At 63.5% G+C, this 13865-nt stretch carries 12 protein-coding genes; 7 read left to right on the forward strand and 5 right to left on the reverse strand.

What is annotated here, in order from left to right; all coding sequences use genetic code 11:
- Positions 1 to 31 precede the first annotated feature (31 nt).
- From GO308_RS00120 to GO308_RS00130, 3 genes are all read right to left on the reverse strand, one after another.
- The gene (locus tag GO308_RS00120; protein ID WP_240883456.1) at positions 32 to 1342 is read right to left on the reverse strand and encodes a site-specific integrase; all 1311 of its coding nucleotides are present in this window, start codon (positions 1340 to 1342) and stop codon (positions 32 to 34) included.
- Between the two features lie 906 nt (positions 1343 to 2248).
- A complete protein-coding gene (locus tag GO308_RS00125) occupies positions 2249 to 2770 on the reverse strand; it encodes an aspartyl protease family protein (RefSeq protein ID WP_082731286.1) in 522 nt (173 codons plus the stop codon).
- Positions 2771 to 2827: 57 nt separating this feature from the next.
- Positions 2828 to 5455, reverse strand: a complete 2628-nt coding sequence (locus GO308_RS00130) for a TonB-dependent receptor (protein WP_240883457.1) — start codon at positions 5453 to 5455, stop codon at positions 2828 to 2830.
- 159 nt (positions 5456 to 5614) lie between these two features.
- Between GO308_RS00130 and GO308_RS00135 the strand changes: the two genes are divergently transcribed.
- The 5 genes from GO308_RS00135 to GO308_RS00155 all read left to right on the forward strand — a co-directional run bounded on the left by GO308_RS00135 (position 5615) and on the right by GO308_RS00155 (position 9857).
- Positions 5615 to 6340 (forward strand): response regulator, encoded by a 726-nt coding sequence (locus tag GO308_RS00135; RefSeq protein ID WP_066476950.1) that lies wholly within the window; start codon positions 5615 to 5617, stop codon positions 6338 to 6340.
- Positions 6337 to 7707, forward strand: a complete 1371-nt coding sequence (locus GO308_RS00140; RefSeq protein WP_240883458.1) for a HAMP domain-containing sensor histidine kinase — start codon at positions 6337 to 6339, stop codon at positions 7705 to 7707. Before GO308_RS00135 ends, GO308_RS00140 begins: the two co-directional genes overlap by 4 nt.
- Before the next feature lie 81 nt (positions 7708 to 7788).
- Entirely contained in the window at positions 7789 to 8274 is a 486-nt protein-coding gene (locus tag GO308_RS00145; protein WP_197417029.1) for an acyl-CoA thioester hydrolase/BAAT C-terminal domain-containing protein, read from the forward strand.
- A gap of 139 nt (positions 8275 to 8413) precedes the next feature.
- On the forward strand, positions 8414 to 9157 hold the full coding sequence (locus GO308_RS00150; protein ID WP_240883459.1) for a class I SAM-dependent methyltransferase: 744 nt from the start codon (positions 8414 to 8416) through the stop codon (positions 9155 to 9157).
- A 103-nt stretch (positions 9158 to 9260) separates the two neighbouring features.
- Complete coding sequence (locus tag GO308_RS00155) at positions 9261 to 9857, forward strand: HAD-IA family hydrolase (RefSeq protein WP_231727474.1); 597 nt, start codon at positions 9261 to 9263, stop codon at positions 9855 to 9857.
- A 639-nt stretch (positions 9858 to 10496) separates the two neighbouring features.
- Here GO308_RS00155 and GO308_RS00160 read toward each other — a convergent pair.
- On the reverse strand, positions 10497 to 10808 hold the full coding sequence (locus GO308_RS00160; protein ID WP_240883460.1) for a UrcA family protein: 312 nt from the start codon (positions 10806 to 10808) through the stop codon (positions 10497 to 10499).
- A gap of 209 nt (positions 10809 to 11017) precedes the next feature.
- On the opposite strand from GO308_RS00160, the gene GO308_RS00165 reads away from it, so the two are divergent.
- Together GO308_RS00165 and GO308_RS00170 are read left to right on the forward strand one after the other, a co-directional pair.
- Complete coding sequence (locus GO308_RS00165) at positions 11018 to 12064, forward strand: helix-turn-helix domain-containing protein (RefSeq protein ID WP_240883461.1); 1047 nt, start codon at positions 11018 to 11020, stop codon at positions 12062 to 12064.
- Between the two features lie 76 nt (positions 12065 to 12140).
- Positions 12141 to 12959, forward strand: coding sequence for a sterol desaturase family protein (locus tag GO308_RS00170; protein ID WP_240883462.1), 819 nt, complete (start codon positions 12141 to 12143; stop codon positions 12957 to 12959).
- Between the two features lie 150 nt (positions 12960 to 13109).
- Here the strand turns inward: GO308_RS00170 and GO308_RS00175 are convergent, their stop codons facing one another.
- Positions 13110 to 13826, reverse strand: a complete 717-nt coding sequence (locus GO308_RS00175) for an MOSC N-terminal beta barrel domain-containing protein (protein ID WP_240883463.1) — start codon at positions 13824 to 13826, stop codon at positions 13110 to 13112.
- Between the last annotated feature and the right edge of the window lie 39 nt (positions 13827 to 13865).

A 13865-nucleotide genomic window follows, 5' to 3' on the forward strand; every position in this document is an offset into this window, starting at 1 on the left:
TGCCGAGCGGCACGAGATTTACGAAATGGGATCAGGCGGCCTGCGCACGACGCGGTAATTTCGTGACCCGTGTCTGGCGTTTCCTTGAGCCCAGGACGAAGGCTTCCCAGTCGTTCATGAGGACGCGGCGCTTGAGAAAAGCATCGCCGCGCCGATACGCTCGTGAGGTTTCGTCGCCGATTTGGTGCGCGAGCGCCTGTTCGACGACGGACTCGGGATGGTCGGTCATTTCGCCCATGTAATCCCGAAATGTGCTGCGCATACCGTGGACGGTGAAATGGCCAAGCTTCATGCGCCGCAACACCATGGTCATCGCCATTTGCGAAAGCGGCTTTCCCATCTTCTGGCCTTCGAATACGAAGTCGTCCGGCGCCCGGTTCGAACGCTTGGCGATCCCGCGCAATATGGTCACCGCCGCTTCGCAGAGCGGGATGCGATGCTCGACGCCCATCTTCATCCGGTCGGCCGGCACCGTCCATATCGCGGCGTCCAGGTCGACCTCCGACCACGTCATGCGCAACGTCTCGTTCGTTCGCGTCCCGCAAAGAATGGTCAGCTCCAGCGCCCGCGCTGCCAGCGCCGGGCGGATGTTCAGCCGTTTCCAAAAGCCCGGCAGATCCTCGAACGGCATGGCCGGGTGGTGACGGACCTGCTTCTTGGTTTTCCGCTTCGGCAGCAAGTGGCTGAGGTTGCCGCGCCACCGCGCCGGGTTCTCCCAGGGGCTCTGGATGTGCTTCGATGCCTTTGCCGCGTCGAGGACATTCTCGATGCGGCCGCGAAGCCTGCTCGCCGTTTCCGGGACGGTCCGCCAGATTGGCTTGAGGACGCCCACAACGTCTTCGGTACGGATGTCTTGGACCGGCATTTGAAGCAGTGCGATTGCATGGGTCTTGATCGTGTTGCGCCACTGTTGCCGATGCTTTGGGTTTTTCCACCCCTCTTCATGCGTAAAGATATAATCGTCGGCGAACGTGCCGAAGAGGACCGGACCTGTGCGCTCCAACTCGGCAAGCCGTGCTTCCTCAGCCGCCTCCGCCTCGGCGGCACGGCGCGCTTCGAGCGGGTCGGTACCTTCGGCAAGGAGCTGTCTCGCCGCCGCCGCCAGGTCGCGCGCTTTGCTAAGTCCGAGATCGCTCGCGGGTCCGAGCCCCATTTCATGACACTTCTTGTTCCGCTCATACGCGAACACCCAACGCCGCGAACCGTCCTTCTTGATGAAGAGCCAAAGCCCGCCACCGTCAGCATGTTTGCCAACTCGCTTTTCGGTTTCGACACGCCGGGCGTTGAGCCTGTGGATCGAACGTGACACGCCAATCTCCAATAACGAGAGCAGGATCAGCAACCCGGTTAGCGACCCGGTTTCCAACCCGGTTTGAGTCGTGGATTAGCGCGGATTAAAATGGACCGGTGCGGCCCGATCACCTGCGCGGCCACCGCTCAAACCGTTGTTTTAATAGGTGATTTATGCAAAAAAGTCGAGGGTGGACAAAGCGTTGATGGGGGTGGATACGAATCCCTCCGTCTCCGCCACTATCCACCGATTTTCGGCGATTAAATTCAAGTTAGGCTGCCGGTTCCCATAACCGCTCCCCGATAGGCGTTGCGCTTGGGGCGAACGCGTGCGGCCGAATTCGTTCAATCGGCGCGCACCTCAACATTTCTCAGCAGGGACGCGGCCGTCGACCGCAATGCCATTCGAGCAGCCATGCCGGTGCGACCGTGGAAGCTGGAAACCAGTACACCCCCTACGCGAAACATCACGTCTTGAAATGGCGGAAATCCCGGCCTTTCCGGGAATGGAAGCTTCTCCGCCAAATCTGACTGGCCAGGTCAGGGCAAGTCAGATCCAAATTGAATGAATGCAAGAGGTTGAAAAGGCGCGCATCGTTGAGATGGGCAACCCTTCTGGTTCCAATTCAAACTTGATTGGAACTGACAGCGGTACACTTTCGCCCCGTGCCAAATAAACATAACGAATGCACTTCTCCGTCTGTACTACCATAGCGCGGGCGATGGGCGCTGGCTGCCGACGCGCGCCGAGCCCTGCCACCGCTGATAATTCGATGGGTGTCGTTCGACTGCCAGCCGGGCAGGTTCGGCCCGACCGGTGGGAAGACACGGTTGTCGGCTTCCGACCCAGTTTCAGCTGCCCACCGCCGATGGTTGGAACGTCTGCTTCTTTGCAGAAGCTGCCGGACCGTCTTCCTTATCGCGCAGCGACCGTGCCAATGAGCCTTTCTGTGTCAGTTTAGTCTGCGGGAAGCTTGAGGTAGAGCTCGCTCGATCCGATGTTGATGATGCCGGAAAAACCGCTGAGGATGTCCTGGCCGACGACCCCGTCGATCTCCGTGCCCGTGGCCGTCTTCAGCCGCGCGACAACGCTGTCGAGATTGGTGCTGTAGACCCGCTTCAAGGGCACGGCCCTGCCGCCGAGCGCGATGCTCTCGATCGGATGGCTGGTAATCGCGATGCTGCCCCCGGCGCCGGCTCCCTGCGCCTCGCCGGATGCTGCGCCGAGCCCGAACTTCCCAAGCCGGTCATGCCGCACCACGGTCGCACCCGCGCCGGAGTCGAGCACGAAGGTGCCCGCCTGCCCATTTATCTCAACGTCGACGATCTCGTGACCAGTGGGAAGCTTGGTGAGCTTCAAGACCGTAAAGCCCTTGCTCGCGAGGAAGCGGCTGACTTCGCCGGGTTTGGGCGGTGCAGCCGGTGCAGGTGCAGGAAGGATCATGGCAAGGGCGACGATGATTGGGGCAATGGGACGCATGAAGAATACCTCACAAGTGGCGGTTGAATGGATGGCCGACCCGGCGGCACCGGGCGGTCAGATGAGCTTGCGCAGGCTGAGGCTGATCACCCTGCCGAGCGGGTCGAGATAAGCCGGCTGGTAGCTCAGCGGCACCGAACCGACGGCGTCGCGCACCTGTGGGCGGGTGTTGAACAGGTTGGTGACTCCCAGCGATACGCGGGTGCCCTTCAGCCATGCAGGAGGCTTCTTGCCGCCGAGCGCTTCGGAGAGATTGGCAAACAGGTTGAGGTTGACGATCGCATAGTCGTCGAAGCGCAGGTCGCTCGCGGGCTGGCCCGGATCGCGCACCGCAGTCGCGCTGCGCCAGTTGGCAGAGACCCGCGCCCCCCACCCGCCCTTGAACGCGCCCGCCTGGAGATCAACCTCGTGCCGCCGCCGGCCGCCGAGGAAATCGACCGCGCCGCCATCCAGCAGATCCAGCCGCGGTCCACCGCGGCGCAAGGTGATCTCGTCCTTGAAATACCAGTTATGGTAGAGGCTGAGATAAAGGCGGCTCGTCAGGTTGGCCGCCCCTTGCGCGGTCGCGCTGCCGGGTTCGGGGCGGATCAGTTGAGCGTTCGGGAACAGCCGCTTCACCTCGGCCTCGCTGGTTACCACCTTTACCCGCGCATCGCGCAGATATTCCGGCACCTTGCCGAGCGGGCGGGTGAAGTTGATCCCCCAGCGCAGCTGCTGCTGGCGCGCCTCGGCGAAGTTGACCGCGCGAGCATCGATCTGCTGAAGGCGGCCCGTCGCGTCGCGGGAAAAGCGCTCGGGAAAGGCTGTCTCGATCAGCGAGGTGAGGATCGGAAAGGTGGCAACCGGATTGTCGGTCCGGCTGCGCACGTAATCGGCGCTGATGCTGAAGTCGGTCCTGGCCAGCGGCCGCAGCGTCATGCCGAGCCGGAACAGGCTGCGGTCGTCATTGGCAAGTGCAGGATTGCCGCCGGTGACGCGGTCAATGTCGACCACTTCGCGACGGACGAAGTCGAAGGTGCGAAGGTTCGGCGTGATCAGCGTCGGCCCGCCCAGCTGCTCGAGCGTGGGCGCGCCCTCTTCGCGCGTGAACGAGGCGACGAGGTCGATGGCCTTGGCCGGCGACCAGTTGAGGCCAAAGCCATAGGTCCAAAGCGTTCCCGCGTCTGACAGACGGTCGTAGGCGACATTGGCGTTGAGGGTCAGGTTTCCGAATGGCGATGCCTTCTCTTCGGTGCGGCTCAAAACGGGGATGGAGACATCCGCCTGCACGCCCCCACGGTCGCGGGAAAGATCGGCGACAGTGGCCGCACCGCCGAAGCTCGCCCGGCCCGTGAAGTCGCGGAATTCTCCCCCGACCCGCAGGCTTGCCGACAGCGGACCCGCAGGCAGCGTGGCAAGCGGGCCCGAAGCGAGGAAATCGGCGTTGAACAGCGTATCGGTCAAGAGCGCGGTGTCGCGCCGTAACGGCGTATCCGCCGCATCGGTCAGCACCTCGCCCTCGGTCCGGTCGAAATTGCCGAGCGCAGTCCATTGCCACCGACCAAGGCGGCCGCCGATGGTGGTGCCGACATGCACCAGCGTCTGGTCACTGTCGCGCTGCAGGATCCGCCCCTGGCCGCGCCCGAGCAGGCTGTCGTTGCGGCTGACATCGACCCGCCCGTTGAGGGTTGCCGAGATGTCCTTCAACACATGCCCGCTGAGCACACCGTTGACCCCGAAGCGCTCGTTTTCGGGGAGCAGCGTGCGGACCTCGCCCAGCTCGGGGGTTGCCGCGAACTGTTGCACGTCGCGCTCGCTCTCGAGCAGGTTGCCTGCGCGCGAATAGTTCGCGCCGAGCGCGATGCGGGTGTCGCCAGCGATCCGCAGATAGTCGGCGTTGCCGATGCCGGTCTCCCGCCCGCCTTCACCCGGGGTCAGAAAGCTCGCCTGCCCCGCCCGCGACCGGTAGCGCGCGAAGGTGACGATGTTCACCACCTTCTGGTCGGCCCGGTAGCCATATTGCAGTGCCAGCTCCTCCGGAAAAATCTCCATCCGCTCGATCGCTTCGGAGGGGATTCGGGCGATCTCCGCGAAATCGGAGACACGCCGCCCGTTGAGCAACGTCACCGGCGGGGCGTCACCCCTTCCGCGGTTGCTGGCGGTCTGGGGGGCGATGGTATCGAGGAGCGCGCCGATGTTCTCGGCCCCAAAGGCGCGGATGTCGAGCTGGCTGAAGCTGCGTTCGGGCGGGATATCGCTGTTCACCGAGCCGCGCGGCCGCTCGCCGGACACGACGATTTCATCGGACTTCGGCGGCGCATCGCTCGCAGCAGCCGCACCTTCGCCGGCTTCCGCCGTGCCCGCAGCCGCGCGTGCGGCCTCGCGCGCTTCGGGGGGAAGCTGATCGCCATATTGCTCGAGCAGTTTCCGGGCGAGCTCGGGCGGCAGCGGTTTGCCGTCGAGTGTCTGGACCCGCACTGACGGCTGCCCGGCTGAGGCGCTGGGCGGAGGCAGCGGGTCCTTCAGTCGTTCCTCGATCTGCCGCGCGAGTTCCGGGGGAAGCGGCTTGCCATCGGGGCCGTAGAAGACCCGCTTCGGCGGGGCTGCGGCCTCGCTCTCCTGAGCGCCTTGTGCATCGGCCGCAACTGGGGGCGCTTTCGCCCCGTCGGCCGCCTGCGCCAGCACCGTGCTCGGCGCCGCGCCCACAAGAAGCCCCGCTGCAATTCCGCACCATCTCCCTGTCACACAAATCTCCAAGTTCGTGAACCTGGCGGGGACAAGAGCAGCCTTGCGTATCGACCGGATGGCGCGGGTGTAACGAGTCGTGATACGCGAATGCTACAAAGCCCTGTTATCCCGTCCGCCATGACACCCCTGTCCGATTTCCCGAGCGCGATCCTCGTCGTCGACGACGATGCGAGCATTCGCGACGCAATCGCCGATTTTCTGGGGATGCACGGCTATGCGGTGCGCGCGGCGGAGAATGCGGTGGCCTGCGACCGCGCACTGACGGCAGCGCCCGCCGACCTGATCGTGCTCGACGTCATGATGCCCGGCGAGGACGGGCTGTCGCTGTGCCGGCGACTGGGCGCGGGCGGGACACCTATCCTCATGCTCAGTGCGCTCGACGCCGTGACCGACCGGATCGTGGGGCTTGAGGTCGGCGCCTGGGATTACATGACCAAGCCCTTCGAACCGCGCGAGTTGCTGGCGCGGGTGCGGGCGCTGCTGCGACGTCCGGCGGCCGACCGGGGCGAACTCCGGGACGCGTCAGGTGAGGCATTGATGTTCGCGGGGTGGTGGTTCGATGTCGAGCAGAGACGCCTGCGCGCTCCTTCAGGCATTCCCATGATGCTGACCGAAGGCGAACACGCGTTGCTCGCCGCCTTTGTCAGGCGGCCCGGGCGCATCCTGTCGCGCGATGTCCTGCTCGACCTTGCCCGCGGGGTCGATGCCGCGCCCTACGACCGCGCCATCGACATCGCCGTCAGCCGGTTGCGCCGCAAGCTCGCCGAAGCGGACCCGGCCCCGCTGATCGAGACCGTGCGCGGCGCGGGTTACCGGTTCCTTCCGGCGGTGCAGCGGGCGTGAAGCGCGCGCCCAGCGCCCTTGTGTCGATCGGAGGCTTCGGGGTCGCGGTGGCGGTGCTGAGCGTGACCACCACCGCAGCCATCGTGCTCGCCGCGCCACCGCCCCCGGCCGCGCGGATCGTGGCGTCAGAAGCGATCATGGCGCTACGCACGCAGACCCTTGGGTTCGACCGGCGCATTGCCGCCGCGCCGCCCGCCGGCCCGCGTATCCCCGTGGTCGAAGGCCTGATTGCTGCCGAACTCGGCAGGTCTGTCGAGGATCTGCGGGTGACCCGGCTTGATGCGGCACCGGCAGTCGCGATAAGTGTTCGTGCGATGCCGAAAGACGAGGTGATACGTGTCTTCGGCAAAGACCTGCCCGCTACAATTGTCCTGCGCGAGCGCGACGCAGCGAAGCTCAAGGTGGTTGAAGCTGGTGCTGCAACAAAGGCCTTGCGTCAGGTGCTGCTCGATCTGCCGCTGCCGGCTTACGCCGCCAGCCTGAGACAGCCAGACGGCCGCTGGCTGGTCGTCAAGCCTGCCGAGCCGTTCCTTGGTGGATGGCAGCGCAGCATCCTCATTGCACTGGCCGTCAGCCTGCTGCTGCTGGCGCCGCTCGCTTGGTTCTTCGCGCGGCGGCTGACGCGCCCGTTCCGCGCGCTCGCCGGGGCGCTCGGTAGCGATGCCGCGTTGATCCGGCAGGAGGGGCCGCGCGAACTGCGCGAGGCGGCAGCTGCGATCGTTGCTATGCAGAACCGCTTGGCCGAAGAGGCAACAGAGCGTGCTCGTATGCTTACGGCCATCGCCCATGACCTGCGCACACCGCTCACCGGCCTGCGCCTGCGGATCGAAGGCGTGCTCGAACCGCAACGTGCGCGCATGGTACATGACGTCGAGCGGATGCAGGCGATGATAGGCGAGGTGCTCAATTTCGCCCGCGACGCAGCGGCACCGGCCGCGCTGATCGACGTGCGCGCTGCACTCGAGCTGATCATCGACGAGATGCATGCCGGGCGCGAAACGATCGTTCTCGAATCGGGCGAGGATGCGCAGATCCGGGTCCCGGAATCCGCTTTCCGCCGGGCGATCGAGAACCTGCTCAGCAATGCCGTGACCTACGCCGGTGGCGGCACGGTCAGTATCGCGAATTCGCAGGGTGAGGTTGCCATCTCGGTGCGCGACGAGGGTCCGGGCATTCCCAAGACGGATCGAGAGCGCCTGCTGCGTCCCTTTGAACGCGGTGAAAGCTCGCGGAATCGCGACACAGGCGGGGCAGGTTTGGGGCTGAGCATAGTTCACAATTTCGCAGCACAGCATGCAGGCGCCTTCGCGCTACGCGATACACCGGGCGGCGGAATCACAGCGATACTGCGCTTGCCGGCGGCGTGAATTCTAATCGCGGATCGATACGTCATGCCATGCCCACGCAAGACGATCGAGACCAGCCACCGTCGTCACTCCGGAAGTGTAATGGCCGCTTCTGGCAATTCCCCTTATGTAATTGAGTTGCGGGGCTGGAGCGAGGGCGGCAAGCCTGTGCCCTTCCTGCCACTTACACCGGGCGGGTTCAGCAGCGATGTCTATACCCCGGCGCTCGCCGCGCTGCCGCGGCATCCCGAAGCGGTAATACCGGTGGAACGGATCGCCGGGCCGGTGCTGCTGCTGTGCGGCGAGGAAGACAGCCTGTGGCCGTCGTGCCCGATGGCGCGCGCGGTCGAGGCGCGGCGTGATGGCAGCGGCGCGGGCCTGGCAACCACGCTGCTCGCCTACAAGGATGCCGGGCACTTCGGGGTCGGCCCGCCGCTTCCCGAAGGCAAGCCGGTGCCCTTCATGCTGACGGTGTTCGGCGGCACCGGACAGGGCAATCTCGCCGCGCGCAAGGATGGCTGGCCGCGCACCATCGCCTTCCTTGCAACTGCTCTGAACGAGCCCCCTGCTGGCAAGGCCGCTCCATGACGATCAGTCTCCGGGCATTGCGGCTGGGCGCGAGTGCGCTTGAGGTGGTCCCGGCCAGCCGGCTCGCCGCCTCGCAGGGGATGACCCGCTGGGGTTCCCGGTGCCATTGCCGAGGTTTTGCAGATGGGAACCTGGACCGATGACGGCACGCTACGACATGATCGGGATCAATTACGACCAGCTGCGATTGCCGGATCCCCGGATCGCCAGGCAGATCAACCATGCTCTGGGAACGGCCGCGAGCGTCTTGAACGTCGGAGCGGGAACCGGGTCCTATGAGCCTGTCGATAGACAAGTCACAGCTGTCGAGCCGTCGATTGAAATGATCCGCAAGCGAAGGTCGTCGGCCTATCCCGTAATTCAGGCGAGCGCCGAGCACCTTCCCTTCGAAGATCAGTCCTTCGATGCCGCGATGGCAATTCTGACCATCCACCATTGGCCCGACAAAGCTGCAGGCCTGCGCGAAATCCGGAGGGTGACGCGTGGGCCCATCGTGCTGCTGACTTTCGACCCGGCGCACCAGCCATGGTTGACCGACTACCTGCCCGAACTCGTTTCGCTCGACGAAGGCCAAATGCCGCAAATGAAGCAATATGAAGAATGGCTCGGCTCGGTGTCGATTGCGCCGGTCCTGGTTCCGCATGATTGTACGGACGGTTTCCTCTACGCCTATTGGCGGCGGCCGGAGGCCTATCTGGACGCGCGGATCAGGTCGGGAAGCTCTTCTTTCTGGTCGATCCAAGGGCTGGAGCAGGGCCTTGCGCGTTTGTCGCGTGATCTGGAAACCGGGCAGTGGGACAGCAAGCACGGCCATCTTCGCGATCAGCAGGAATATGATGCAGGATACCGGCTGGTGATCGGCAACCCGCAGCAGGACGGCTAGCCACCCGGCGCCGGCCATCAGCGGGGAGCCACCGCGATCGTGGCAGCCCTCGCGTGCCTTCGGGGAAGAAGGCGGAAGGGGAAGTATGCGGCGAAAGGCAATCATGGTGGATGTCGACGGCGTCCTCATTACGCACCCGAATGGAGGTGCATGGTCTGCCAATCTCGAAAACGACCTCGGCATCCCGCCTTCCGTGCTGCATGACCGATTTTTCCGTCGCCATTGGACTGATGTCGTGCACGGACGTGCTGCACTGCGGGATCGACTGGCACTCGCTCTCGCCGAAATTGCGCCCTCGGTCTCTCCGGCAGCGCTGATCGAATACTGGTTCGAGAGTGACGCGCATATCGACGAGCGTTTGCTGGCAGAGCTTCAGCACCTGCGAAACGAAGGCTTCGCGCTCCATTTGGCCACAGTCCAGGAGCATGAGCGTGCCGCATACCTTTGGGATCGGCTGGCGCTGCGCGATAGCTTCGACGGGATGCACTACGCTGCCTCGCTCGGCTGTTCCAAGCCCGATCATGCCTTCTACCGGGCGGTTGAAGCCGCTGTGCAGATCCCTCCCGCAGCGATCTTTTTCATCGACGACAAGATCGAAAACGTGGAAGCGGCAAGAGAATGCGGTTGGACTGCCGCACTGTGGACTGGGAGCAGCACTGTCCGGGAACTGATGCAAGTGATGCAGTGGGAATACCGTTGAACAACCCGGAGCCAACCTCGGCGGCAGTGTTCACAAGCACTATATCCGCCATGCAGCGTCAACGGGTTTCTCAGCGCAAGCCACCATTCTGAAAACGACCACGTTGTTGCGTGAGGGGGCGCGGTTCGGTGAGATATTCTTATGAACGATAAGTGCTTTGAAGATCAAACCGTCGCGATGCTGAATTCTCTTTAGCTGCCACTTCGGAATCCGCCCATCACCGGTCATAGCTGAGGCCAGCCCGCGATCTCGAAATCTGTCCGGCTGCTTCGGCCTGTTTCTGCCAGCAGCCGACATTCGGACACCGACCCCGTAGCGAACATTGGCGTGAGGGTCTGCTCGCGCTATCGTCTCAGGCGATGCGCAAGTTTCTTCGAGAGTTTGGCACCTTCGGTGTTGCCCCGCTGATATTCGCTTTTTTCTGCCTGTTCGGTTTGGTCGGAGGCTGACCGGTGGCATGGATGTGCGGGGCGCTCGGTGTCTCGCGAAGCGGGTTTCATGCCTGGCTAACTCGATCCCCGTCCCGAACGAGCGGTCCTGAACGTCAGCCGACGCGCGGAAGTTGAAGCCGCGATTCCGCTCTCCACCCGATGGCAGCCTAGCGCCGTCCTCCCCGCCAGCTCGATCAGGTCTGCAGCGTCAACTGTCCTTGCTCGACGTTAACGAGGCCGCCGCAGTCAAGGTTTTCACAGCGGCTTCGGCGCTGGCTTTCGCTTCCCGGATGCACTCCCGTTCCTGCCGGAAGTTGGACGGCAGGCTCGGCACCACTTGGCTTCTGCACAACGCGATTGCTGCGCGCTGAATGCGCATCGCCAAAATGCGTTGCCCTTTGTCCGAACGGAGATCGAGGGTGCCGACCTTGACCGTAATGCTCTGCGGAACGGAGGCAGCGGCTGCGTTGGCCGAGGCCACGAGGCTGGTGGCGGCAAGCAGGGCGTGTAAACGCTTCATGATCATTTCCTTCGATACCTCGCCGCCCACTCATCTGAGCGGTGATGTATCGGGATTGGTCGCCGGGCTCGCCTGACGCTTGCTGCGTATCAAAACGGGCTGATTGTTTTCGGATCCGGGCGGGCTGGTCGTGTTTGTAACCGCTGGTTGATTCCGAAATCGGCTTGTCGCTCTTGCCGGGCTCTGGCAGCCGAGCCCCGATGACAGGCTTGGAACAGCTCGATCTGATGGCGCGTGGCGGGTCGATCGCTTTGCTTGCCTTGTGGGGCTGGATCCTGATTCGCGATCACCGTGATCAGCTTGCCGCTAAGCTCGCGATCGCCATGGCGCTGGCGATCATCTGCTACCTGCTTCAGACCTCAAAGAGTCTCTCGATTCCTGCGATCGGGAGCCTTGCCCTTTCAATATTCGGCGCTTCTACGGCGGGGATATTCTGGCTGTTTGCCAAGGCCTGGTTCAACGACGAAACGCATATCCGGGTCCGCGATCTGGCCTTGGTGGGATTGGCCGCGCTCAACAGCCTTGTGATGTTCGTTAGCCGTGCTGATGGCGGGATCATCAATCAGATCGCGGGCGCGCTGTTCCGGGGCGGTATGCTTTTGTTCGCATCAGCCGCCCTGTGGGAGGTCTGGCGCGGGCGTGAGGGCGACTTGATCGAGAGCAGGCGCCGCCTGCGGCTCCGGTTGGTCGCAGCGGTCGCGTTCTACGTCGTCGTTATCGCGCTCACGCAGATCGCGGTGCATAATCTGGGCATGCCCGGTTGGTTGCTCGGCGTCGTCAACGGCAGCATTGTTGCGATCTCGCTCGGCTTTTGCGCCGCGATGTTCGGGATGCGGCAGGCCGACCTGTTCGGACCAGTGGCCACCGTATGCCCTGGCTCGGCACGGCCAGCGGTTGATGGCCCGCTCGCTGACAAGCTGCGCAGCCACATGGAGGGGCACAAGGTGTGGCGGGATGAAGGGCTGACCATTGCAAAGCTCGCCGCCCAGCTGGGCGAGCAGGAATATCGCCTGCGCCGCACCATCAACGGACAGCTCGGGCACCGCAATTTCTCCGCCTTCCTTAATGGTTACCGCATCGCCGAGGTGAAGTCTGCGCTGGCCGATCCCGCGCAGAGGGGGGTGCCCATCATCACCATCGCGCTTGATGCCGGTTTCGGCTCGCTCGGCCCGTTCAACCGCGCCTTCCGAGAGGCCGAGGGCATGACCCCGAGTGAATTCCGCGCCCGCGCGCTGGCCGTTTCCGAAATCGGCTAGCCGGTTTCGAGCAGATGAGCGCATGGCGGGGCGGTCTCCGGAAAAGACCCCGAGAGTCTGCCTTGAGGATCGCACCATGCCGACCGGAATTCCGCCGCTCGATATCCTGCTGGAACGGGGGCTTTACATCTTCACCTTCGATCTCAACCGCTACCTGATCGCCGCCTCGGTGACATTCGCGATCGTGTGGCAGCTGCGGCGAACGGGGCTGAACGCGCGCAAAATCCAGAAGCGGGAGGCAAGCCTCGCCGACATGCGGCGCGAAGTTGCGCAGTCTCTGCAATCGGTGTTCGTCTACACCATCGGCATTTGCCTTCTGCTCTGGGGGCGCGAAGTCGGGGTGTTCCACGATGTCCTCGGCGTCAGTGTTGGGTTGGGTGTGGATGTGCTGATCCTGGCTGCGATCACCATCGCCCATGATGCCTATTTCTACTGGACACACCGGATGATGCACCACCCGCGCCTGTTCCGGTTCTTCCACCGCGCGCATCACAGGTCGATCACGCCGACGCCATGGGCCGCCTACAGCTTTGCGATCCCCGAGGCGGCAGTGGCGTTCGCGTTCGTGCCGCTGTGGCAATTTTTCGTGCCGACGCCCGGCTGGGTGATGTTCACCTGGCTGAACTTCCAGATCATCCGCAACGCGATGGGGCATGCCGGGTTCGAGTTCTTCCCCCGCTGGTGGCTGGATTCGCCGCTGACGCGCTGGATCAACACCACGGTCCACCACGACCTGCATCACAATGGCGGCTTTGCCACCAATTACGGCCTCTATTTCACTTGGTGGGACAAGTGGATGGGGACCGAGCATCCGGGTTACCACGAGAAGTTTCGCGAAGTGACGGGGCGCACACAGCAGATCAAGGCGGAAAGCTGCGACGAAGTGACCGCGTAAGCGTACCTTCCTCGCAATTGCTTCCAAATAAAAAGGGGCCGGCCCATTGATTGAAGATGCGCCAACTGCGCTCGGCCCATCAAAACGTCTCCCCGATCCCCTTGATCCATTCGGATTTCATTCGAACGGTCGGCTCCGGCAATTTGAGTTTCAAGGCCCGACGAACCTCACTTCGTCGCCTTCGCGCAGGACGCCAGGCCGGGCAATCGAGGCATACATTGTGAAGGCGTTTCCAAAACGCTGCGCAACGGTGCGTAAAACCTGCGCGTCGCGCTTGGCCGTGTCAGGGTCGATCGTGATCATGGCGCAGCGCGGCGCCCCATAAGCGATCAGGAGTTCAGCGCCGCCGGCCTCGCCGAAACCGATCCGCTGCCCTTGCCAGGCCTCGTCCAGGCAATCGCTCTCAACGATTATGTTCGTTCGGAACCGGCGTCGATCGAGCGATGCACCATGAACCGCGTCTAGTTTCTTCAAGCTCGCGGTGGTCACGATCGAAACGGGCATCAGATCATAAGCGCCGATACCGAGTTGCATCAGATTTAGCGGTTCTCCCGCCTCTGCTTCCAGCGCTGCAATTAGCCCCGGATCGCTGAGCGAAAGCTCCCTGCCGTCGGGAGCAACCACCGTTACTTTCGAGTTACGGGGACTTCCAGGATCGTCATAAGCCGCTCGGTAAAGCACCAAGTCCGACAATTCGCGGGCCGTTAACCACGGGAAGCGTGTTGTATTGCTACGACGCACGAACCCGTATTGCCGATCGCCCTCGAGCCCTTGCCAGTCCATCTCGGCGACAGGCATCCGCTCCCCCGCCATCGACTTTACCGGATATCGCACGATCTCCAGAACGCGCCCGAGAATTTCGTTCATTGAAATATAGCCTCGTTGTGATGGCTAAAAAGCCTCTCC

Source organism: Sphingomonas sp. SFZ2018-12, assembly GCF_022496715.1.
In the GTDB taxonomy this organism is placed as follows: Bacteria; Pseudomonadota; Alphaproteobacteria; order Sphingomonadales; family Sphingomonadaceae; genus Sphingomonas.